Below are 21,633 nucleotides of genomic sequence, written 5' to 3' on the forward strand. Positions count from 1 at the left end.
GAAGGGGAAGGTCTGTACCCGACATTATGCCCGAGGGCCCGTCGGCGCCCCAAATCGACGATGGTCGGGGGCCCGGCGCGGGCGCCGGGCCCAGCGGCTCAGCCGTGGTCGTGGGCCACGGGCGCGGCAGCGGCGCCGCCTTCCAGCTGGTCGAGGAAATCCACGGCCCTGCGAAGGTGCGGGATGACGATGGAACCTCCCACCACCAGGCCCACCGAGAAAGTCTCGAAGAACTCCTCGCGGGTCACGCCGGCCTCCTTGCACTGGGCGACGTGGTAGCTGATGCAGTCGTCGCAGCGAAGCACCATCGATGCCACCAGGCCCAGCAGTTCCTTGGTCTTCACGTCCAGCGCGCCTGCCTGGTAGGTCTGCGTATCCAGGGCGAAGAAGCGGCGCACGACCTGGTTGGGTTCGTCCAGGATGCGCTTGTTCATGCGCTGGCGGAACTCGGTGAACGCCTTGACGCGGTCGTTGCTGTCGTCGCCGGCGCTCATGCGGCCTCTCCCGCCAGCAACGCATCGAGCTTGCCGGCGCGGTGCAGCGCGATCATGTCGTCGTAGCCGCCCACGTGGACATCGCCGACGAAGATCTGCGGCACGCTGGTGCGCTTGGCCCTGGCGATCATCTTCTCGCGCTCGGCCGGGTCCAGGTCGATGCGCACCTCGGTCCAATCGCGGCCCTTGCTCTTCAGGAAGTTCTTCGCGGCCACGCAGTAAGGACAGATCGCCGTGCTGTAGAGGATGACTTCCGGCGCGGTGGCGCCTTGCGGGGTGTCGCTCAAGGGAGTTCTCCGGAACCAAAGGAACGTGGGGGGGTCGCAACCGATATCGGGCCGGCCGGGCCCGCTTCCAGCCGGCGACATGAAACAGTGCGGACCGGTACTGGCCCGGTTAACCACGTATTCACTCGCCCGGATCGGTGACCGGTCATCCTGATGACGGCGTCATTATCCGCCACGGAGCCTCCATTTGCGCCCATTGTTGCTCGCCACCGCCCTGACCCTGGCCCTTGCCGCCCCGCTGGCCGCGTCGCAGGACAGCCGGCTGCCCGACATCGGCTCGTCCGCCGGCGAGCTGCTCACGCCGGCACGCCAGGCCGAGTACGGCGGCATGATGCTGCGCGAGCTGCGCAACTACGGCTATCTGCTGGAAGACCCGCTGGTCACCGATTGGCTGCAGACCGTGGGCAACCGCCTGGGCGCCGACAGCGACAACCCGCAGCAGGCGTACACCTTCTTCATGATGCGCGACCGGCAGATCAATGCCTTCGCCACGCTGGGCGGCTACATCGGCATGAATGCCGGCCTGGTGCTGACCGCCGACCGCGAGGATGAAGTGGCCGCCGTCCTGTCGCACGAGATCGCGCACGTCACCCAGCAACACGTGCTGCGCGGCGTGGAACGCGCGCAGCGCGACCAGGTGCCGATCCTGCTGGGCATGCTGGGCGCCATCGTCCTGGCCCAGGCCGCCGGCGGCAGTTCCAGCGGCGATGCCTCGCAGGCGGCCATCGCCTCGGCGATGGGCCTGATGCAGCAGCGGCAGATCGACTACACCCGCTCCAACGAATCCGAGGCCGACCGCGTGGGCATCCGTACCCTTTCCCGCGCCGGTTACGACATCGACGCCATGGCCGGCTTCTTCGCCAAGCTGCAGCAGGCCACCCGGGTCGCGCGCGGCAGCGGGCGCGAGGCCGTCCCCGATTACCTGCAGACCCACCCGGTGACCACCACCCGCATCAGCGAGGCACGCCAGCGCGCGGACCAGCTGCGGGGCACCCAGGTCACCACCGTCACCAGCGTGCCCGGCGGGGAGCGCGTCGAGCGCTTCGACCGCTCCGGCATCACCCTGCCGGAGACGCGCAGCGACAACCCGCTGCTGCCCGTGCCGGTGACGTTGCCCGTGCAGGTCTTCCAGCGCGGCGAGACCGGACAGTTCGACTGGGCCCGCGAGCGCCTGCGCGCACTCAGCGCCAGCACGCCCTCGGCCGCGGTGCGCGAGTACGAAACGCTGCGGCGTCAGGCCGGCAGGCCATTGACCGGCCCCCAGCGCTACGGCGTGGCCGTCGCGCATCTCCAGGGAGGCGACACCCGCACGGCACTGGCGGAACTGCGGGCCCTGGCCGATGAAACCCCCGACAACCTGTGGGTAGGGCTGGCGCTGGGCGAAGCCGAGTCGCGCACGGGCGACCCGCAGGCGGCCAACCGCCGCTTCGACGCACTGATGCGGCGCCACCCCGAAAACCGGGCCGTCAGCCTGACCTACGCCCGGGTCCTGAACGAGCAGGGCGGCCGTCAGGCCGGCCAGCGGGCGCAGGCCGTCCTGCGCCCGCTGATGGGGCGCGCAGGCGACGATCCGGTGTTCCAGCAGCAGTTCGCCCGCGCCAACGAGCTGGCCGGCGACATCGCCCGCGCCGGCGAGGCCTACGCCGAGGCCGCCTACCTGAACGGAAGGCCCGAGCAGGCCCTGATCCAGCTGCAGAACCTCAAGAAGCGGGACGACCTGGACTTCTACGCCCGCGCCCGGATCGACGCCCGCATCGCCGCCATCACGCCGGAGGTGCTGGAGTTGCGGCGCCAGGGCATCCGCGACCCCGACGTGGAGCGGCGCTGAGCACCTGCCGGCCTGCCGTGTGACAGCCCGGCGGCCCGTCATGTAAACGTCATAAAATTGTCGTCTACTGGCACGGTCCCCCTCGCCTCCCGGATCCTGCGTGCAGAAGCACATCCTGATCGTCGACGACGAGCCCGCCATCCGCGACATGGTGGCGTTCGCCCTGCGCAAGGGCGAATACGAACCGATCCATGCCGGCGACGCCCGCGAGGCCCAGAACGCCATCGCCGACCGCGTGCCGGACCTGATCCTGCTGGACTGGATGCTGCCCGGCACCAGTGGGCTGGAACTGGCCCGGCGCTGGCGCAAGGACGCCATGACCCGGGACGTGCCCATCATCATGCTGACCGCCCGCGGCGAAGAGAACGACCGGGTCGGCGGGCTGGAGGCCGGCGTAGACGACTACGTGGTCAAGCCTTTCTCGGCCCGCGAACTGCTGGCCCGCATCCGTGCCGTGATGCGCCGCTCGCGCGACGACGACGAGGACGGCAGCGTGGCGGTGGGCAGCCTGCGCATCGACGGCGCCGCCCACCGGGTGTTCGCCGGCGACACGCCGGTGCCGATCGGCCCCACCGAATACCGCCTGCTGCACTTCTTCATGACCCACCCCGAGCGCGTCTACTCGCGCACCCAGTTGCTGGACCATGTGTGGGGCGGCAGCGTGTACGTGGAGGAGCGCACCGTGGACGTGCACATCCGCCGCCTGCGCAAGACGCTGGAACCGCACGGACTGGAGAACATGGTGCAGACCGTGCGCGGCTCGGGCTACCGCTTCTCGGCCTCGATGTGAGGTTCCGGCACGTCCGGGCACCCGGTGCGAGCGCACCTTCTCACATCGATGCGGGAAGGTGAGGAAGACCCGCCGCCTCGCTTCCATCGTCCCGGCGAAGGCTGGGACCCGTTCTGCATGCGCCATTGCTCCTGCCCTGGAAGACCGCAGGCCGAACCAGGCGCCCCAGGGACCCCGGCCTTCGCCGGGATGACGACGGGGAAGACGGCGCCAGCGGCGTGGCGGCCCGGCTGACCATCTGGAACCCCCAAGCCCGTCGCGCGCGCCTGCGTTCCCATCCCTGCTGTCATACACATCTGCCTACAATCCCCCCATGCCCCATGACATCCGTTCCGCCTGGTTCAAGACGCTCGGCCAGCTGGCGCTGATCCTGGCGCTGGCCGTGGTCGCGGGCTTGCTGGTCGGCCAGGTGTGGCCCATCGTGACCCTGGCGGCGCTGGGCGTGGTGGCGTGGCACTACTGGCGCCTGCGCAAGGTGCTGCTGCGGCTGACCGCACGCCAGCGCCTGGAGCCGGCGCAGGGCCGGGGCGTCTGGAACGAACTCGACCGCCTGCTGTTCCGCGGCCAGGCCGAAATGCGCACGCGCAAGCGCCGCCTGTTGGACATGCTGCGTGCCTACCGCGCCGCGGCGGCCGCCCTGCCCGACGCGGTGGTGGTGGTGGAACGCAACAGCCAGCGCGTGCAGTGGTTCAACAAGGCCGCCAGCAGCCTGCTGGGCCTGCAGTACCCCGCCGACATCGGCGCACCGGTGGGCGACCGCCTGCAGCCGCTGCCGATGTCGCACTGGCTGGCCGCGGGCCGCAACGCCGAACCGATGCTGGATGCGGCGTCGCCGGTGGACCCCGACCTGCGCCTGAACCTGCGCCTGATCCCCTATTCGGACCAGTACTGGCTGCTGGTGGCCCGCGACGTCAGCAAGATGCTGCGGCTGGAACAGATGCGTCGCGACTTCGTCGCCAACGTCTCGCACGAACTGCGCACACCGCTGACCGTGGTGCACGGTTACCTGGACATGCTGGAGCCCAGCGAGCATCCCGACTGGGCGCCCATGCTGGCGGAAATGCAGAAGCAGTCCCAGCGCATGACCCAGCTGGTCGAAGACCTGCTGACGCTCTCGCGCCTGGAGGCGCAGGAAAGCCTGCCCGACGAGAACGTCGCCATGGCCCCGATGCTGGCCACCCTGCGCCGCGAGGCCGAGGCGCTGAGCCAGCGCCGCCACACCATCGTCGTGCAGGACGAGGCCGGCGTGGACCTGGCCGGCTCCAACAAGGAGCTGCACAGCGCCTTCTCCAACCTGGTGAGCAATGCCGTGCGCTATACGCCCGTGGGCGGCACCATCACCGTGCGTTTCGCGCGCGAGGGCGACGGCGCGGTGCTCAGCGTGCGCGACACCGGCTACGGGATTCCTTCCTCGCACCTGCCGCGCATCACCGAGCGCTTCTACCGCGTCTCCACCAGCCGCTCGCGCGAGAGCGGTGGCACTGGCCTGGGCCTGTCCATCGTCAAGCATGTGTTGAACCTGCACCAGGCCCGGCTGGAGATCGAAAGCGAAGTGGGCCAGGGCAGTACCTTCTCCGTGCATTTCGGTCCCGAGCGCGTGGAACCGCGCCTGGATGCCTCCCTACCCGTCCTGACGGATCAGACCGCATGAACGCCGCCCCCAACCTGCCGCCCGCCGCCCCCGCCGCCGACGACGCGCTGCGGGACCCGGCGCTCTACCTCAACCGCGAACTCTCGCAGCTGGATTTCAACTTCCGCGTGCTGGCGCAGGCGCAGGATCCATCCGTGCCGCTGCTGGAACGGCTGCGCTTCCTGTGCATCTCATGCACCAACCTGGACGAGTTCTTCGAGATCCGCGCGGCCACGGTGCGCCACGCCCTGGATTTCGGCCTGCCGCCCGGCGCGGACGGGATGAGCCCGGCCACCGTGCTCAACAGGATCCACGACCGCGCCGCCGAGCTGGTCGACGCCCAGTACAAGTGCTGGAACGAGGTGCTGCGCCCCGGGCTGGCCGAGGCCGGCGTGCGGGTGTTCGGCCGCGACAGCTGGAACGCACGCCAGACCCGCTGGCTGCGCGCGTACTTCCGCAACGAGATCATGCCGGTGCTCTCGCCGCTGGGCCTGGACCCGGCGCATCCGTTCCCGAAGATCCTCAACAAGTCGCTCAACATCGTGGTGGTGTTGAAGGGCAAGGACGCGTTCGGCCGCGCCGGCCACCTGGCCATCGTGCGCGCGCCGCGCTCGCTGCCGCGCATCATCCACCTGCCCCAGCGCGTGTCCGGCGGCGAGAACGATTTCGTGCTGCTGTCCTCGGTGCTGTCGGTGTTCGTGGACGAACTGTTCCCGGGCATGGAGGTCAAGGGCTCCTACCAGTTCCGCGTGACCCGCAACTCCGAGGTCGTGGTCGACGAGGAAGAGGTGGAGAACCTGGCGCTGGCGCTGCGCGACGAGCTGGTCGGGCGCGGCTACCGGCCCGCCGTGCGGCTGGAGATCGCGCACGACTGCCCCAAGCCCATCGTGCGCACGCTGCTGCAGAACTTCGCCCTGCCCGACAACGCGGTGTACCCGATCAACGGACCGGTCAACCTCAACCGCGTCATCCAGGTGTACGACCTGGTGCAGCGCCCGGAACTGAAGTACCCCGCCTTCACCCCGCGCGCGCTGCGCGACAGCGACGCGATCTTCGAGAAGGTCGCCGACGGCGACGTGCTGCTGCACCACCCGTTCGATTCGTTCGCACCGGTGCACGAGCTGATCAAGCAGGCCGCGGTCGATCCGGAGGTGCTGGCGATCAAGCAGACCCTCTACCGCACCGGCAAGGATTCGGCCATCGTCGACGCGCTGGTGCAGGCCGCGCGCAACGGCAAGGACGTCACCGTGGTGGTGGAACTGCGCGCGCGCTTCGACGAGGACGCCAACCTGGGCGTGGCCGACCGCCTGCAGGAGGCCGGCGCGCAGGTGGTCTACGGCGTGGTGGGCTACAAGACCCATGCCAAGATGCTGCTGATCGTGCGCCGCGAAGGCCGCAAGCTGCGCCGCTACGTGCACCTGGGCACCGGCAACTACCACAGCGGCACCGCGCGCGCGTACACCGACATCGGCCTGATCACCGCCGACCCGGACATCGGCAACGACGTGCACCTGCTGTTCCAGCAGCTGTCGGGACTGGCGCCCACCACCAAGCTCAAGCGCCTGCTGCAGTCGCCTTTCACCCTGCATCCGGGCCTGATCAAGAAGATCGAACGCGAGGCCAGACTGGCGAAGGCGGGCAAGCCGGCGCGCATCATCGCCAAGATCAACGCGATCAACGAACCGCGCATCATCCGCGCGCTGTACGCCGCCTCGCAGGCAGGGGTGAAGATCGACCTGATCGTCCGCGGGGCCTGTGCATTGCGCCCCGGCGTGCCCGGCATCTCCGACAACATCCGGGTGCGCTCCATCGTGGGCCGCTTCCTCGAGCACAGCCGGCTCTACTGGTTCGGCAACGACGGCGCGCCGGAACTGTACTGCGCCAGCGCCGACTGGCTGGAACGCAACCTGCTGCACCGCGTGGAGACCTGCTTCCCCATCCTGGACAAGGACCTGTCGGCGCGCGTGTTCAAGGAAGGCCTGCAGAACTACCTGGACGACAACTGCAACGCCTGGGAACTGCACGCCGACGGTCACTACGTCAAGCTCGTGCCCGGCGACGACCCGCCGCATTCGGCGCAGGGCACGCTGCTGGCCAAAGTCTGATGCGGCCTGTCGAGGCATGCATCGCGGACGCGCATCGCGCTGCAGCATTGCGCCACGCCATTGGCTAAACTGAGCGCATGGCGCCCCTGACCTCCCCCACCTCCCCTCCACTCCAGGACGGGGACCTGCTGGCCGCGATCGATCTGGGCTCCAACAGCTTCCACATGGTGGTGGCGCGGTCGCTGCTGGGACAGTTGCGCGTGGTCGACCGCCTGCGCGAAACCGTGCGCATGGCCGACGGCCTGGACGGCAAGGGCGGCCTGTCCGCCGCCGCCCGCCAACGCGCGCTGGACTGCCTGTCCCGCTTCGGCCAGCGCATCCGCGACATCCCCGCCGCCCGCGTGCGCGCCCTGGCCACCAATACGGTACGCCAGCTGCGCGAGCCGCAGGACTTCCTGGCCGCGGCCGAAGCCGCGCTGGGCAAGCCGATCGAAGTGGTATCCGGCCGCGAGGAGGCGCGCCTGATCTACCTGGGCGTGGCGCACGCGCAGCCGCCGAAATCCAACCAGCGCCGCCTGGTCATCGACATCGGCGGCGGCTCGACCGAGTTCATCATCGGCCGCGGCTTCGAGACGCTGGAGCGCGAAAGCCTGCAGGCCGGCTGCATCGCCAGCACGCGCCGCTTCTTCCCCGGCGGCAAGCTCTCGCGCAAGCGCTGGAAGGAAGCGCTCACCGAGATCGGCGCCGAGTTCCAGCAGTTCGCCGGCCTGTACCGCAGCCTGGGCTGGCAGGAAGCCATCGGCTCGTCGGGCACCAACAAGGCCATCGGCGAGATCTGCGCGGCCATGAAGCTCACCAAGGGCGCGGTCACCGCCGAAGCCCTGCCGCAGGTGCGCGAAAAGCTGCTGCAGGCCGACCGCATCGAGGACATCGACCTGCCCGGCCTGTCCAGCGACCGCCGCCCGATCATCGCCGGCGGCGTGCTGGTGCTGGAGGCCGCGTTCGAAGCGCTGGAGCTGCAGCGACTGATGGTCAGCAAGGCGGCGATGCGCGAAGGCATCCTGTTCGACATGCTGGGCCGCGGCAGCGACAACGATCCGCGCGACCTGTCCACCGCGGCGCTGATGCAGCGCTACGGCATCGACGAGTTCCAGGCCGCGCGGGTGGAAGCCACCGCGATGCGCCTGTTCGAACAGGTGGAGCAGGACTGGGGCCTGGACGACGACGATGCGCGCATGCTCGGCTGGGCCGCGCGCCTGCACGAGATCGGCCTGGTCATCGCCCACAGCCAGTACCACGTGCACGGCGCCTATCTGCTGGAGCACTCCGACATCGAAGGCTTCTCCCGCCAGGAACAGCAGGTGCTGTCGGCGCTGGTGCGCACGCATCGCCGCGGCGTCCCCAAGAACGCGTTCGACGCCCTGCCCGACCGCCTGCTGCTCAGCGCCCGGCGCAAGGCCGCCCTGCTGCGCCTGGCCGTGCTGCTGCACCGCTCGCACGACAACGAGGCCATTCCCCGCCTGGACCTGACCGCCAACGGCGACCGCCTGGACCTGGTGGTCAGCAAGAAATGGATCGACGCGCGCCCTCTGCTGCGCTCGGACCTGGTGGGCGAACCGGAGGACATGCAGGGGCTGGGCGTGGCGTTCAAGCCGTTCGTGGCCTGATCCACCGGCACTTCCACTTATGTGACATGCCGGTACACTCGGACCTGCCAAGAGGTCCGCGGCGTGGCCTGCATCCTGTGCCCCACGCCATTCTCTCCGTCCGCCGGTGCGGCGGGGGCAGACCCGACGGCGGTTGCACTTCGTCGTACGCATGCCTTCAGGAGGAAGCCGTGATCGATCGAAGAATCCACGACGAGCTGCTGTCCGACGCCTGGCTGGACGGCGGCCCCGGCGCCGCGGCCATCGGCCGCAACGTGGACCGCATGCTGGATGCGGTGCGCCGCCACCTCGACATGGACGTGGCCTTCGTTTCCGAATTCAACGGCCGCGACCGGGTGTTCCGCCACGTCGCCAGCCGGCTGGACCCCGCCCCCATCCGCCCCGGCGATTCGAGCCCGCTGGATGAGGGTTACTGCATGCGCGTGGTCGAGGGGCAGATCCCGCAGCTGATTCCCGACACCGGCGCGATCCCCGTGCTGGACGACATTCCCGAGACGCGGGCGCTGCCCATCGGCGCGCACCTGAGCGTGCCCATCCAACTGCGCGACGGCCGCGTGTACGGCACCTTCTGCTGTTTCAGCCTGGCCTCCAACCTGTCGCTCGGCCAGCGCGACCTGCACATGATGCGTGCCTTCGCCGATCTGCTGGCCTACCAGATCGATGGCGACCTCGATGCGGTGCACGAACACGAAAAGAAGGTCGCCCGTATCACCTCGGTGCTGGAGCTGGGCCAGCCACACATGGTGTACCAGCCGATTCTCCGCAGCAGCCAACGCCGCATCGTCGGCGTGGAATGCCTGTCGCGCTTCGGGCTGGAACCGCAGCGGACGCCCGATGTGTGGTTCGCGGAGGCGCGCGAGATCGGCCTGGGCGTGCGTCTGGAACTCAACGCCATCCTGTCCGCGCTCGATGGCCTTCGCCGGATGCCGGGCGACTTCTACGTGGCCCTCAACGTGTCGCCGCAGACGGTCATCAGCGGCGGTATCGACGGCTATATCGACGACCTCGACCCGCACCGCGTGGTCCTGGAGATCACCGAGCACTCGCTGGTGGAGGATTACGGCCTGCTCAACAAGCGCCTGGTACCGCTGCGCGAGGCCGGGGTGCGCGTGGCCGTGGACGATGCGGGCGCGGGCTACGCCAGCATGCGCCACGTGCTGGCCATCCACCCGGACATCATCAAGCTCGACCTCAGCCTGACCCGCGATATCGACACGGATTCGCCGCGGCGCGCACTGGCGGCGGCGCTGATCGAGTTCGCACGGCAGACGCAGTCGCGCGTGGTCGCCGAAGGCGTGGAGACGGCCTCCGAGCTGGCGGCGTTGCAGGCGCTCGGGGTGGACGACGTGCAGGGTTACCACCTCGCACGTCCGTTGGAAGCCGACGCCCTTGCGCAGATGCTCGCTGCCGAACGGCCGCTGGCCTGATGCACCGCAGCGCTCTGGCATGATGCCTGCTCCGTCCTGCGCGTGCCGCCGATGAAGACGTATCCCCTGGCCGATGGCCTCAGCACGTCCCGCATCGGCTATGGCTGCATGCACCTGAGCCGGGCCTGGGACGCCTCGCCGATCACCCTGGAAGAACGCCGCAACGCGCAGCGGCTGATCGAAACGGCGCTGGCCCACGGCATCACCCTGTTCGACCACGCCGACATCTATGCGCGCGGCAAATCCGAGCAGGTGTTCGGCCAGGTGCTGCGCGCCTCGCCCGGGCTCCGCGCGAAGATGGTCCTGCAGTCGAAGTGCGGCATCCGCTTCGCCGACGATCCGCCCGGCGCCCCCCAGCGCTACGACTTCAGTTACGCGCATATCGTGGCCTCGGTCGAAGGCAGCCTGGCGCGCCTGGGCGTGGACCATCTGGACGTCCTGCTGCTGCATCGTCCCGATGCGCTGGTGGAACCGGAAGAGGTCGCACGGGCCTTCGACGCCCTGCATGCCAGCGGCAAGGTGCGACACTTCGGCGTCAGCAACCACACGCCCGGCCAGATCGACCTGCTGCGCCGCCACCTGCGCCAGCCGCTGGTGGCGAACCAGGTGGAAATAAGCCTGCTGCACCTGCCGCTGATCGATGACGGCGTGGTCGCCAACACCACCGGCCATGCCTACGCCTCCGCAGCCGGCACGCTGGACCATGCACGCCTGCACGACATCCGCCTGCAGGCCTGGGCGCCATTGGCCGGCGGCAGGCTGGGCACCCTGTCCGAGTTCGCCGACCCGGTGGTCCGCCAGACCTCGGCCTTGCTGCGGCAACTGGCCGCAGCGCATGGCGTGGCCCCCGAAGCGATCCAGCTGGCCTGGCTGCTGCGCCATCCCGCCGGCCTGCAACCCATCGTCGGCACCACCGACCCGGTGCGCCTGGCGGCCTGCTGCGCCGCGGACGAGGTGCAGCTCTCGCGCGAGGCCTGGTACGCGCTGTTCTCCGCGGCGCGCGGCGGGCGCGTGCCGTAAAGGGCGATGACCGTCGGCACGGGCGCGGCATCGCGTCCGCCGGCCATCATGGCCGTCCCCCTCTTCGCAGGAGTCTCCATGCCGCATACCGCCATCAACCTGCAGGCCAAGCTGGGCGGCTTCTCGGAACACTGGTCGCCCCGGGTCGTGGCCGAAATGAACGACTACCAGTTCAAACTGGCCAAGATCCTGGGCGAGTTCGTGTGGCATGCGCATGAGCAGACCGACGAAGTCTTCATCGTGCTGTCGGGCGAAATGACGCTCGAGTTCCGGGACGGCGCCGTGCCGCTGGCCGCCGGCGAGATGTACGTGGTACCGCGGGGCGTCGAGCACCGGCCGGTCGCCCGCGAAGAATGCAGCATCAGGCTGGTCGAGCCCCGCGGCGTGATCAATACCGGCGACGCCGGCGGCGCCTACACCGCGCCCAACGATGTCTGGATCTGATTCTCCTGTCGCTGTCCCCCGCCACCTGCCGGATGCACCATGACCGATCCCTACAACTCGTCTCCCGCTCACGCAGCCATCCCGGCATCGTCCGGCGCCCGGATGCGCCCCCTGGACGAGGCGATGGTGACGACCGCGCTGGAACTTCCCGGCTACCGCATCCGCCGCAACCTGGGCGTGGTGCGCGGCATCACCGTGCGGTCGCGATCGATCGTGGGCAACTTCCTGGGCGGCCTGCAGGCGCTTTTCGGCGGCAACATCACCATCTACACCGAACTGTGCGAACAGGCGCGCGACCAGACCTATCGGGACATGCTCCATCATGCCCGCCAGCTGGGCGCCAATGCGATCATCGCCGTGCGCTACGACGCCACCGACGTGATGGCCGGCCTGACCGAGGTGCTGTGCTATGGCACGGCGGTGGTGGTCGAACCGCAGGACGGCTGACTCCGATGGCACCCACGACGCCAGGGACGTGCAAGCGCGCGTGGCTGCGCAGGCTCGTGCTGGCCGGCCTGATCCTGGCGGCGTATCCCACGTTCGTCCTGACGTACACGTGGACCCATGTCCTGCGGAGCCCGCTGCCGGGTGGGCGGCACGGACCGCTGGATGCCTACCGGCATACGCTCGCCAGTGCGGTCGTGGCCCATACGCTCGACGCTCGCGCGATTGACCTGGTCAACGGCGTGATGGAGCGGCAGGGCAGACGCTCCAACGCCATGGACGTCCACAGCAACCTGATCGGCGCCGGCATCGGCTCGCGCGCCGCCCGCTTCTCGGACATCGAACCGCAGGTGGCGCGCAGCGTCGCGGCGGGCCGGATCGATGCCCCTTCGCCGGACCAGACCACCTGGTTACCGCCGGAGGATTGGAAAGAGGGGTTTGCGTGGTGAGGAAGCGGCCATGGCGGGCCGCATGCGGACCTCGCGTGGCGTGAGCAGCGCGCCCAGGCGTGCGCGGGTCAGGCTGTCAGCCTGGCGACGATCCGGCGGACCCAGGGCGCCAGCAAGGTGACCGCGGCGAACGCCACCGGCCAGGTGGTGGCGCAACTGCGCGCCCAGGTCGCCAGGAACCCGGCATGGAAACCTTGGTTCACCAGCAGCACGAACGCCGACACCAGCGACACCATGATGGCGGACAGCAGCGCACCGAACAGCAACGGCGCGAAACGGGCGGGAATGCGCATGGAAGACTCCTTTGGGATGGGTGGATCAGAAGGAAGGGACCGAATGCAGTAGCAGGGCCGACACGTAGAGCCCCGCTCCGAACACGAGGTGATTCAGCAGGCTGTGGGCGCGCGCCATGGACGGGCGCGCGGTCCTGGACGCCGCAATGCCGGCCCCCATGCCCGGCTGCATCAGCAGGAAGGGCGCGGCAACGGTGATCACACCGACGAGCAGCGCAGGCCCCGGCGTGGGATGACGCAGCCACGCGATGCCCCAGACCATGGGGAGTACCGCGGCAAAAAGCACGCCGGTGAGGTAGTGCATGCACCACCCCAGCGCGCGCTCCCCACGGACGGCAGGACTTCGGGCGATGGCGTCGTGGCGGAACCGGCCCATCGGCATATGGCCCAGCCAACGCCCGACCAGGGCATAGTCGGGGGCCGGCACGCCGAAAAAGCGTCGACGCAGCACGCCCCACGCATCCATCGTGAACGTGGCGCCAATGCCGATGAGCAGGGTCGAAGTCCAGGCATGCATGTCGATGTCCTCGTGAATCGGTCCGGCGCCGGCTTGCGCCGTTCGACCGTTGCGCGCACCATGCCACTTCAAGTCAACTTCAAGTCAAGCGGGGACGCGATGGACATAGGCGAGGTCGCAAAGCGGTCCGGCGTGCCGGCGTCGGCCCTGCGCTACTACGAGCAGAGGGGCCTGATCGCATCGGACGGTCGGCGCGGCCTGCGCCGCACCTTCCACCCTGGCGTGCTGGAGCGCCTGGCGCTGATCGCGTTGGGGCAGACGGCGGGGTTCTCGCTGGACGAGATCGCGGCCATGTTCGGTGCCGATGGCCGGCCCGACATCGATCGCCGCGCCCTGCGCACCAAGGCGCGCGAACTGGACGCGATGATCCTTCGCCTGACGGCCATGCGCGACGGGCTCAAACACGCCGCCGCCTGCTCTGCCCCCAGCCATTTCGAATGCCCCCGGTTCCGCGCCCTGCTGGGCCAGGCCACTGCCCAATCACCCCGAGGCAAGGCAGGCGGACCCCGCCGGCCGACGCGCAAGGCTGCCCATCGTCCGGCCACACCCGCCTGAGCGCGTCGCGATACGTCGAACGTCGGCCCGGATTCGGTGCCGGCGCACACCGTCATCGCACGGTCACCGATCCGACACATCCACTACATCTGCCGCCCCCAGCATGCGCAAAACGTGGAGCTGCGCATGCGCTTTGCCATCGTCACCGAGACGTACCCGCCGGAAGTCAACGGCGTGGCCCTCACCGTGCAGGGGCTGGAAACCGGCCTGCGCCAGCGCGGGCACGCCGTCTCGCTGGTACGGCCCCGTCAGGCGGTCGACGCAGAGGCGGCCGATGACACGCTGCTGGTGCGCGGGGCCAGCCTGCCGCGCTATCCCGGCCTGAAATTCGGCTTGCCGGCCACCCGGCGCCTGCTCGCGCTGTGGAAGGAATCCCCACCGGATGCGGTCTACGTGGCCACGGAAGGCCCTTTGGGTTGGTCGGCCGTGCGCGCGGCGCGTCGCCTGGGCATCCCGGTGGCCACCGGCTTCCATACGCGCTTCGACGAGTACATGCGCGACTACGGCGTGCGCTTCCTGCAGCACACCGCGCTGCGCTGGATGCGGCGCTTCCACAATGGCGCGCAGGCCACGCTGGTGCCGACGCGCGAACTGGCGGACTTCCTGCAGGCACAGGGCTTCCATCACGCGGTGCGCCTGGCGCGCGCGGTGGACGCGCAGCACTTCAGCCCGGCGCGCCGCGACCAGGCGCTGCGCGCGCAGTGGGGCCTGGGGCCGGACGACCTGGCGGTGATCTACGTGGGCCGCATCGCGGCGGAGAAGAACCTGGACCTGTCGATCCGGGCCTTCGACGCGATCCGGCGGCAGCAGCCGACGGCAAGGTTCGTGTGGGTGGGCGATGGCCCGCTGCGCGAACGGCTGGCGCAGGCGCATCCGGACTTCGTCTTCTGCGGCGTGCAGCGCGGCGAAGCGCTGGCGCGCCACTTCGCCAGCGGCGACCTGTTCCTGTTTTCCAGCCACAGCGAAACCTTCGGCAACGTCACCCTGGAGGCGATGGCCAGCGGCGTGCCGACGGTGGCCTTCAACTACGGCGCCGCACGCGAGCATCTGCGCGATGGCGTGCATGGCGCGGCGGTGGACGACGACGAGGCGTTCATCGCCGCTGCCCTGCGACTGGCCGCCGACCCGGCCGTGCGCCGCACGATGGGGACAGCCGCCGTCGCCGCGATGGGCGCCCTGCGCCCCGAGCAGGTGGCCGCCGATTTCGATGCCCTGCTGACCGATCTCGCCCTGACCCGGAGAAGCCACCATGCGTCCATCGCCGCCGCGTAATGCCTTGATCGGCCGGGACGCCGGCTGGTGCCTGCGCGCCAACCGCTGGGGCGAATGGCGCGGGGTGCGCCACTTCTTCGCCATCGTCAGCCGGCTGGGCGACGGCGTGTTCTGGTACGTGCTGATGGCGGCGCTGATCGTGGCGGACGGGCTGGAGGGCCTGGCCGCGTCCGCGCACCTGGCCGCCACCGGCGTGATCGCACTGACGCTGTACAAGGCGCTGAAGCGCTGGACGCGCCGGCCGCGCCCGTTCGCCTCCGACGTGCGCATCCGCGCCTGGATCGCACCACTGGACGAATTCAGCTTCCCCTCCGGACACACGCTGCATGCGGTGGCCTTCACCCTGGTGGCGCTGGCGCACTACCCCATGCTGGCGCCCCTGCTGATCCCGTTCGCAGGGTGCGTGGCCGCCTCGCGGGTGGTGCTGGGCCTGCACTACCCCAGCGATGTGCTGGCGGCGACCGCCATCGGCTCGGCCCTGGCCGGGCTGTCGATCTGGCTGGTGCCCGGCGTCAGCCTGCTGGGATAAGGCGAGCGGCGCGGCAAGGCCGTCCGGAAACCGCGCAGGCAGCGCACGAGCAATACCGGGGCGCGGGGGTGTCCGGAAATCGCCGCGCGCGAGGGCGCCGCTACAACGCCTGAAGCTTGGCGCGTGCGAGGGCGGGCTTCAGCTGGCCCATCCAGTCGCGATCATTGGCCACCTGGGCCTCGGCCCGGCTGCGGTCGAGCGCATCGAGGTCCAGGTCGGCGATCGCCCAGGCCTGGTTGCCCACCGTTTGCGCCACCACCCCGTCCGCGGGCAGGCCGCGGTCCATCGGCGCGAAGATCGCGGCCTCGCCCGTGTTGACGTCGAGCGCCGGGTTCCACGGCGCTTCGCCCGCCGTCACCGACTGCGCCACGAACATGCGGTTCTCCAGCGCGCGCGCCAGGCACCCCACGCGCACGCGGGTCGCGCCGGCCTGGGTGTCGGTGCAGCTGGGCACCAGCAGCAGGCGCGCGCCGGCTTCGGCCTGCGCATGCACGGGCAGCGGGAATTCGCTGTCGTAACAGACGGCCACGCCGGCGCGCACGCCCTCCAGCTCGAACACCTTCAGCGCATCGCCGCCCTCGATCACGCCGAGGTCCTTTTCGAATCCGGTGAGCTGCAGCTTGTCCTGCCAGAGGTGGCTGCCATGCGGGGTGAACACGTCGCAGCGGTTGCGATAGCGGCCATCACCCTGCCCCAGCAGGAAGGTACCGGCCACCACGTACATGTCCAGCGACGCTGCCAGCCGCGCATACAACGCCAGCCAGTCGTCGCGATAACGCTGGAGCGCGGCCAGGGAGGCGTGCAGGTCGGCCCGGGTGGCGTCGTCGAAGCTGGCGGCCAGTTCCAGCGACAGGTATTCGGGCAGTACGGCGATGCGCGCGCCCTGCGCGGCGGCCTGGCCCAGCACGGCTGCCTGGCGCTGGGCGAACGCAGTGAAATCCACGGGCGCCTGGATCGGATACTTGGCCACGGCGACCTTCATCGCGCGACCTCCAGCGGGCGCAGCCAGAACGTCAGCGCATGGTCGACTTCGCCCTGGCCGACCTCGCGCCACGACAAACGCATCGTCATGCCGGGGCGCCGCTCGTAGCCGCGCTTGCGCCAGAACATCTCGTTGCCACGATGATCGGCCGGCCTGCGTGGATCGTCGTCGGCGCGATCAACGGCGCAGAACGCCGCGCACGCAAAGCGTCCCAATGCGCGCGCATGCGCCTCGCGATGATCGAAGAAGGCATGGCCTATCCCGAAGCCGCGGTACGCCGGCAACAGCACCGATTCGCCGAAATAGAAGACGTCCTCCGGATCGATGGCGCCGTCGACGAACGGCTGGCGGAAGGCTTCGGCATCGTCCATCAGCGGCAGGCCGGTGGAGGCGCCGATCACCTGCCCGTCCTCCATCGCCAGCACGAACACGCTTTCGGACGAAGCGGCATAGGCGGCGAGGTAGTCGCGCTCATACCCTGGGTCGCCCTCGTACAGGTAGGGCCAATCGCGAAACACCGCGGCGCGCAGGCGTGCGACATCCTCCAGCCAAGGGGTGATCTCCGGCCCGCGGAAGAGGCCGATGGTGTGCGCAGAGGTCATCGGCGAACTCTAGCGCACGCCATCGGCCACGGCGAGGCAGCGTCCGTGCCCGGTTCCGTCGGTTGCGCGCTAGTCCCACCGGCCTGCGTCCCCAGCTCCGAGCCGATACCCGTTGCATCCCCTCGCGTACCGCGATGCTCGCCCAGACCGCGGCCAGAAGCGCCAGGAGCCGCGGCAGGATCATCGCGGGAGCCACGCTCTCGCCCGCGGCAAGCCGCTTGCAGAGACACCCGACGCCCCTGGGCCGTTGCCGGCAGCACGAGCGGCTGCGGCGGCCGCAAGAAGCAGCCGGCAACGGCCGCCACCCGCGCGATGAGGCCCAGCGGAAAAGCGAACGCCACCATGGCGGCCAGCAGGAGCGTCATCCGCGATCCTGCCAGCCGTAGACGACCAGGCGTGCGCTCGGCAATACCGCGAGCCAGGCATCCCGGCCCACTTCCCGGGTGAGGTAGGCGCCCTCGCTCCAGGACGCCTCCACCGTGCACCACCGTCCCGGCGCGACGCCCTCGCGCGCCACGCCGATCCATTCGCCGCAGTCGACAGGGTTTCCGCACTGCCCGTCCGACGACAGGCGCCGCCAGGCTTCGTAGTGCGACGGTGCGCCACCGGACAGTGCGCCGCGCGAGCATGTCGCCCCATCGAAATAGGCCAGGCCCTGGTACCGGATCGCGTCGGCCGCACGGCGTGCCAGCTCCAGCGCCACCGCGCCATGCGCCTCGCGTCCCGACAGCGGGCCGAACAGCATGCACCGCAGCTGCCCGGTCGATATCGCCACACCGTGCAGGCCGACGGTGTGGATGGCGGCAGGCAGCAACTGCTGCGCCCGACGATAGACGCGCACCCGATTCATGGCCGCCTCAACGCAACTCGGTGCCCAGCGCGTACCAGTCCACCTTGCGGGTCACCCACATGATCGCCGCCAGGATACCGAACAGCAGCAGCGAGCCCATCAGCAGCGCGTTGTTCTCCGATTTCAGCAGGATGTACAGCACGCCGTACAGGGCCGTCAGCATGGTCGCGAAGCCGGCCGCGCGCAGCCAGCTCTTCAGCACGCCGGACAGGTAGAAGAACTGCAGCCCGATGCACGCGGCGGCGGACACCAGATAGGCCTGCCAGAAAGCGATGTGCTCGGACAGGCTGAGCAGCAGCAGGAAGAAGATCGCCAGCGCCAGGCCGACCAGCAGGTACTGCAGCGGATGGATCGGCAGGCGCTTGATCAGTTCGAACAGGGCAAACCCCACGAAGGTCAGCACCACGAACAGGATGCCGTACTTGCTGGCCCGGTCCACCTGGGTGTAGACGTCGACCGTATCGGCCAGGCTGACCACTGCGCTGTCGATGGCGGTGTCGCCGCCCGCCCCCTCACCCAAGCCCTCCGGCGAGACGCGCAGCGAAGGCGCCTGGGTCAGCTTGCCGGACGCCGACTCCAGCTGGCTCTGCGCCGCGCTGGCCAGCGACGACACCTGCCAGCGCGCGGTGAAGCCGCGCTCGTCCAGCGTCTTCGCATTGGGCAGGAACCGGCCACCGAACAGCGGCTGCCGCCACGGCGAACGGACCGCGATGTCGTTGCTGTCGGCGATGGGCGCGATGCCGAGGGTCTGCGTGCCCGCCAGCGCCATCTCCAGGCGCAGGTTGCTGGCGGGCAAGGAGCCGCCCGGGGCGTCCAGCAGCGCGTGGACGCCCTCCATCCGCGAGGCCATCGCGCCCGTGCCGGCGGCCAGCGTGCGTGGCACGCCATCGACCTTCAGCGAAGGGGTGCCGACCAGTCCGCGCACGTCCGCCATGCCGACCACCACGTAGGGCTGGCCGTAGATGCGCCCGTCGGCCTGCGGCACCTGCAGCGGCGCGAAGCCCGCCTTCATCGCGGCCTTCCACTCGTACACGTTCACCGAGTACAGGCCGATGCGCCGTTCCCCGGGCTGCAGCTGCCCGTCCACCGTCAGGGTCGCCGGGGTCTGCAGCAGATAGCCCTCCTTCACGTCCCGACGCACTTCGGGCTTGCCGTCCTCGTTCAGCGCATTGACCAGGCGCTCCTCGCGCCAGGGCACGACGCGCAGCGGCCCCACGACCTGCTGCGCCCCGGCCATGCTTTGGGAAACGCGTGCTTCCGCCACCGCGCGGTAGCGTTCGCGGTCCTGGATGACGCCGCGGATCATCAGCAGCGGAATGAGCAGCAGCAGGACCAGCCCGCCCACGGTGAGGAAACGCAACAGCAGTTTCAATGACTTCATGTCGATGCCCCGGTTGGATACGCCGTGCATCGTCCAGTGCCCGTGTGCAACGGGCAGGTGGCCTGTTTGAAGGCTGTGTGAAGTGGCCACCCCTGTGATCGCGCCCTACCGCAGATGACATCGCCCGCGCCCGGAGCTCCGCCCGTTGGGTTGAACCCCGCCCCGACCTTGGCATACTTCGGCTGATCGCCGCTGCCACGCGACCCACCGACTGGAGCGTCACCCCGCAATGGACTTTGCCTACCACCCCTCGCTGAAGAAGACGCTTGAGGAATGTCAGGAATGGCTGGCTTATCCGGGCAACCCTGAGAGGCCGGTCGAGTATTCGGCTGATCTGCAAACGTGGTTGGATGCACCGACGCGTCCGGCCAGGATGCAGGGCAACCCCGTAGCCGATCTCGCTCATTACTACGGCATGGCCGCTTGCGCCGCCTATGGGCGAAAAGATCTCCAGGATCTGGTGCAATTCCTGCACTGGGCCGTGGCGCTACGTGCTCTCGATCTGAGACATCGTGGCATGTTCAGTGAACGCCGCCCCGATCTGGGAAACTGGCCGAGCGAGTTTTGGGACAGCATGAAGGCAGCCGGCCCCACGATGCTCTCCAAGTGGAACCTGAGCCGGATTTGCGCGCAGCGCTTCATCGAGATGGCCGAGAAGGACGAGCGGGTGAACCAGCCCCCAGCCACCCGTCGGATCAACCACGACACCAACGACGTGTTCCTGGTCGGACTTTTCTCGCAGGCGTTCGATATCGCCACCAGTTTCCAGCCCCGCAAGCCGCTGATCGCGCCCTATCAACAGCTTCTGGACGCATGGCGCACTCAAGATGAGTCGATCTTCCAGTCTGCAATGCAGGCAGCGGCCGACTTCCATGTCAGCCGCGCCAAGCCCAGCACGGGCAAGACGTTCTATGAGTTCGACACGGCATTGGACCGCCTTTTCCCTGCAGAACTGCTGGCCGTACAGGCCCTGCGTCGGCGCGATGGCCTGGCCGCCTTCGAGGCCGGCCACCTGCTGGTCGACGGTCCCTGGGCCGTGATCAAGGACTTGCCCGACGCCGAGCCCCATCCGTTGACGGTGCGCGTCGAGGCCCAGCTGCACAGGGACTATCCGGATTTCCGGTAGTGCCTGCGCCTGTGGAGCGCCGCGTGGTCGATTGAACATCAGCACGACTTCGGCATACTGCGGCGGGCTGCCGCCCACTGCTAGGAATGTGACAACGCAATGGACTTTGCCTACCACCCCTCGCTGAAGAAGACGCTCAAGGAATGTCAGGAATGGCTGACCTATCCTTCCAGCCAAGCCATGCCCGAACGGTACTCCAGTCATTTGCAGGAGTGGATGGCGGCCGAAGAACGCCCCGCCAGGATGCGAGGCAACCCTGTGGACGACCTGGGACACTATTACGGCATAGCCGCTTGTGATGCCTACAAGCGGAAGTGCACGGCCGATCTGGCCCGACTCCTTCGCTGGGCGGTAGCTTTCCGCGCTTTGGATCTACGTCGAAGCGGCATGTTCAGTGAGCAATATCCGGGCGATGGAGATTGGCCCAGCGAGTTTTCTGACAGCATGAAGGCGGCAAGTGTTTTGACGCTGTCCGAGTGGGCTCTGGGCCGAATCTGCGTCGAACGCTTCATACAGATGGCTGAGAAGGATCAACGCGTCAACCAGCCGCCGGCCACTCGTCGCATCAACCACAGTACTCATGATGTTTTCCTGATCGACCTGTTCGCTCAAGCTTTCGATCTCACCACGAGTTTCCGACCCTGCAGACCGTTGATCGAGCCCTACCAACAGCTTCTGGACGCCTGGCACACGGAAGACGAGTCCATCTTCCGGTCTGCGATGCAGGCGGCGGCCGACTTCCACATCAGCCGCGCCAAGGCCAGCACGGGCAGGACGTTCTACGAGTTCAACTACGACATCGACCGCCTGTTTCCGGCCGAGCTGCTGGCCGTGCAGGCCCTGCGTCGGCGCGATGGCCTGCCGGCCTTCGAGGCCGGCCACCTGCTGGTCGACGGCCCCTGGGCCGTGATCAAGGACTTGCCCGACGCCGAGCCCCATCCGTTGACGGTGCGGGTCGAGGCCCAGTTGCACAGGGACTACCCGGACTTCCGATAACGCAG

The 21,633-nt window shown here is 69.0% G+C and carries 23 protein-coding genes; 15 read left to right on the forward strand and 8 right to left on the reverse strand.

Annotation, left to right across the window (positions count from 1 at the left end):
* Window positions 1–98: 98 nt before the first annotated feature.
* Together MUU77_RS11995 and grxC are read right to left on the reverse strand one after the other, a co-directional pair.
* Window positions 99–494, reverse strand: a complete 396-nt coding sequence (locus MUU77_RS11995) for a carboxymuconolactone decarboxylase family protein (RefSeq protein ID WP_245087082.1) — start codon at window positions 492–494, stop codon at window positions 99–101.
* Window positions 491–781: a glutaredoxin 3 gene (gene grxC, locus MUU77_RS12000; protein ID WP_245087084.1), complete on the reverse strand. Its 291-nt coding sequence runs from the start codon at window positions 779–781 to the stop codon at window positions 491–493. Before grxC ends, MUU77_RS11995 begins: the two co-directional genes overlap by 4 nt.
* Window positions 782–968: 187 nt before the next feature.
* Between grxC and MUU77_RS12005 the strand changes: the two genes are divergently transcribed.
* From MUU77_RS12005 to MUU77_RS12050, 10 genes are all read left to right on the forward strand, one after another.
* The gene (locus MUU77_RS12005) at window positions 969–2,609 is read left to right on the forward strand and encodes a M48 family metalloprotease (protein WP_245087086.1); all 1,641 of its coding nucleotides are present in this window, start codon (window positions 969–971) and stop codon (window positions 2,607–2,609) included.
* Between the two features lie 100 nt (window positions 2,610–2,709).
* Window positions 2,710–3,399: a phosphate regulon transcriptional regulator PhoB gene (gene phoB, locus MUU77_RS12010; protein WP_245087089.1), complete on the forward strand. Its 690-nt coding sequence runs from the start codon at window positions 2,710–2,712 to the stop codon at window positions 3,397–3,399.
* Between the two features lie 313 nt (window positions 3,400–3,712).
* Entirely contained in the window at window positions 3,713–5,050 is a 1,338-nt protein-coding gene (gene phoR / locus MUU77_RS12015; RefSeq protein ID WP_245087091.1) for a phosphate regulon sensor histidine kinase PhoR, read from the forward strand.
* Window positions 5,047–7,134: a polyphosphate kinase 1 gene (gene ppk1, locus MUU77_RS12020; protein ID WP_245087093.1), complete on the forward strand. Its 2,088-nt coding sequence runs from the start codon at window positions 5,047–5,049 to the stop codon at window positions 7,132–7,134. The genes phoR and ppk1 overlap by 4 nt, the downstream gene beginning before the upstream one ends.
* Before the next feature lie 77 nt (window positions 7,135–7,211).
* Window positions 7,212–8,741, forward strand: coding sequence for an exopolyphosphatase (gene ppx / locus MUU77_RS12025; protein ID WP_345779052.1), 1,530 nt, complete (start codon window positions 7,212–7,214; stop codon window positions 8,739–8,741).
* A 170-nt stretch (window positions 8,742–8,911) separates the two neighbouring features.
* Entirely contained in the window at window positions 8,912–10,168 is a 1,257-nt protein-coding gene (locus MUU77_RS12030; RefSeq protein ID WP_245087095.1) for an EAL domain-containing protein, read from the forward strand.
* A gap of 51 nt (window positions 10,169–10,219) precedes the next feature.
* Window positions 10,220–11,188, forward strand: coding sequence for an aldo/keto reductase (locus MUU77_RS12035; protein ID WP_245087098.1), 969 nt, complete (start codon window positions 10,220–10,222; stop codon window positions 11,186–11,188).
* 78 nt (window positions 11,189–11,266) lie between these two features.
* On the forward strand, window positions 11,267–11,632 hold the full coding sequence (locus MUU77_RS12040) for a cupin domain-containing protein (RefSeq protein WP_245087101.1): 366 nt from the start codon (window positions 11,267–11,269) through the stop codon (window positions 11,630–11,632).
* A gap of 102 nt (window positions 11,633–11,734) precedes the next feature.
* Window positions 11,735–12,079 (forward strand): YbjQ family protein, encoded by a 345-nt coding sequence (locus MUU77_RS12045; protein ID WP_245094427.1) that lies wholly within the window; start codon window positions 11,735–11,737, stop codon window positions 12,077–12,079.
* Window positions 12,080–12,084: 5 nt separating this feature from the next.
* Window positions 12,085–12,525, forward strand: coding sequence for a hypothetical protein (locus MUU77_RS12050; RefSeq protein ID WP_245087104.1), 441 nt, complete (start codon window positions 12,085–12,087; stop codon window positions 12,523–12,525).
* Between the two features lie 68 nt (window positions 12,526–12,593).
* On the opposite strand, the gene MUU77_RS12055 is transcribed toward MUU77_RS12050, so the two are convergent.
* Window positions 12,594–12,818 (reverse strand): DUF2798 domain-containing protein, encoded by a 225-nt coding sequence (locus tag MUU77_RS12055; protein WP_245087107.1) that lies wholly within the window; start codon window positions 12,816–12,818, stop codon window positions 12,594–12,596.
* A gap of 25 nt (window positions 12,819–12,843) precedes the next feature.
* Window positions 12,844–13,335 (reverse strand): DUF2938 domain-containing protein, encoded by a 492-nt coding sequence (locus MUU77_RS12060; RefSeq protein ID WP_245087110.1) that lies wholly within the window; start codon window positions 13,333–13,335, stop codon window positions 12,844–12,846.
* Between MUU77_RS12060 and MUU77_RS12065 the strand changes: the two genes are divergently transcribed.
* The 3 genes from MUU77_RS12065 (at window position 13,330) to MUU77_RS12075 (ending at window position 15,691) form a co-directional block, all read left to right on the forward strand.
* The gene (locus MUU77_RS12065; RefSeq protein WP_256452051.1) at window positions 13,330–13,890 is read left to right on the forward strand and encodes a helix-turn-helix domain-containing protein; all 561 of its coding nucleotides are present in this window, start codon (window positions 13,330–13,332) and stop codon (window positions 13,888–13,890) included. The two genes, MUU77_RS12060 and MUU77_RS12065, sit on opposite strands and share 6 nt — an antisense overlap.
* Before the next feature lie 126 nt (window positions 13,891–14,016).
* A complete protein-coding gene (locus tag MUU77_RS12070; RefSeq protein ID WP_245087113.1) occupies window positions 14,017–15,162 on the forward strand; it encodes a glycosyltransferase family 1 protein in 1,146 nt (381 codons plus the stop codon).
* Complete coding sequence (locus MUU77_RS12075) at window positions 15,140–15,691, forward strand: phosphatase PAP2 family protein (protein WP_245087116.1); 552 nt, start codon at window positions 15,140–15,142, stop codon at window positions 15,689–15,691. The genes MUU77_RS12070 and MUU77_RS12075 overlap by 23 nt, the downstream gene beginning before the upstream one ends.
* A 100-nt stretch (window positions 15,692–15,791) precedes the next feature.
* On the opposite strand, the gene MUU77_RS12080 is transcribed toward MUU77_RS12075, so the two are convergent.
* The 4 genes from MUU77_RS12080 to creD form a co-directional block, all read right to left on the reverse strand.
* Entirely contained in the window at window positions 15,792–16,673 is an 882-nt protein-coding gene (locus MUU77_RS12080) for a carbon-nitrogen hydrolase family protein (RefSeq protein WP_245087119.1), read from the reverse strand.
* Entirely contained in the window at window positions 16,670–17,275 is a 606-nt protein-coding gene (locus MUU77_RS12085) for a GNAT family N-acetyltransferase (protein WP_245087121.1), read from the reverse strand. The genes MUU77_RS12080 and MUU77_RS12085 overlap by 4 nt, the downstream gene beginning before the upstream one ends.
* A gap of 361 nt (window positions 17,276–17,636) precedes the next feature.
* The gene (locus MUU77_RS12090) at window positions 17,637–18,125 is read right to left on the reverse strand and encodes a hypothetical protein (RefSeq protein WP_245087124.1); all 489 of its coding nucleotides are present in this window, start codon (window positions 18,123–18,125) and stop codon (window positions 17,637–17,639) included.
* 7 nt (window positions 18,126–18,132) lie between these two features.
* The gene (creD, locus tag MUU77_RS12095) at window positions 18,133–19,506 is read right to left on the reverse strand and encodes a cell envelope integrity protein CreD (protein WP_245087127.1); all 1,374 of its coding nucleotides are present in this window, start codon (window positions 19,504–19,506) and stop codon (window positions 18,133–18,135) included.
* Between the two features lie 229 nt (window positions 19,507–19,735).
* On the opposite strand from creD, the gene MUU77_RS12100 reads away from it, so the two are divergent.
* Window positions 19,736–20,632: a hypothetical protein gene (locus tag MUU77_RS12100; protein WP_245087130.1), complete on the forward strand. Its 897-nt coding sequence runs from the start codon at window positions 19,736–19,738 to the stop codon at window positions 20,630–20,632.
* 99 nt (window positions 20,633–20,731) lie between these two features.
* A complete protein-coding gene (locus MUU77_RS12105; RefSeq protein ID WP_245087133.1) occupies window positions 20,732–21,628 on the forward strand; it encodes a hypothetical protein in 897 nt (298 codons plus the stop codon).
* Window positions 21,629–21,633: the final 5 nt, after the last annotated feature.

Source organism: Pseudoxanthomonas sp. F37 (assembly GCF_022965755.1).
Taxonomy (GTDB): domain Bacteria; phylum Pseudomonadota; class Gammaproteobacteria; order Xanthomonadales; family Xanthomonadaceae; genus Pseudoxanthomonas_A.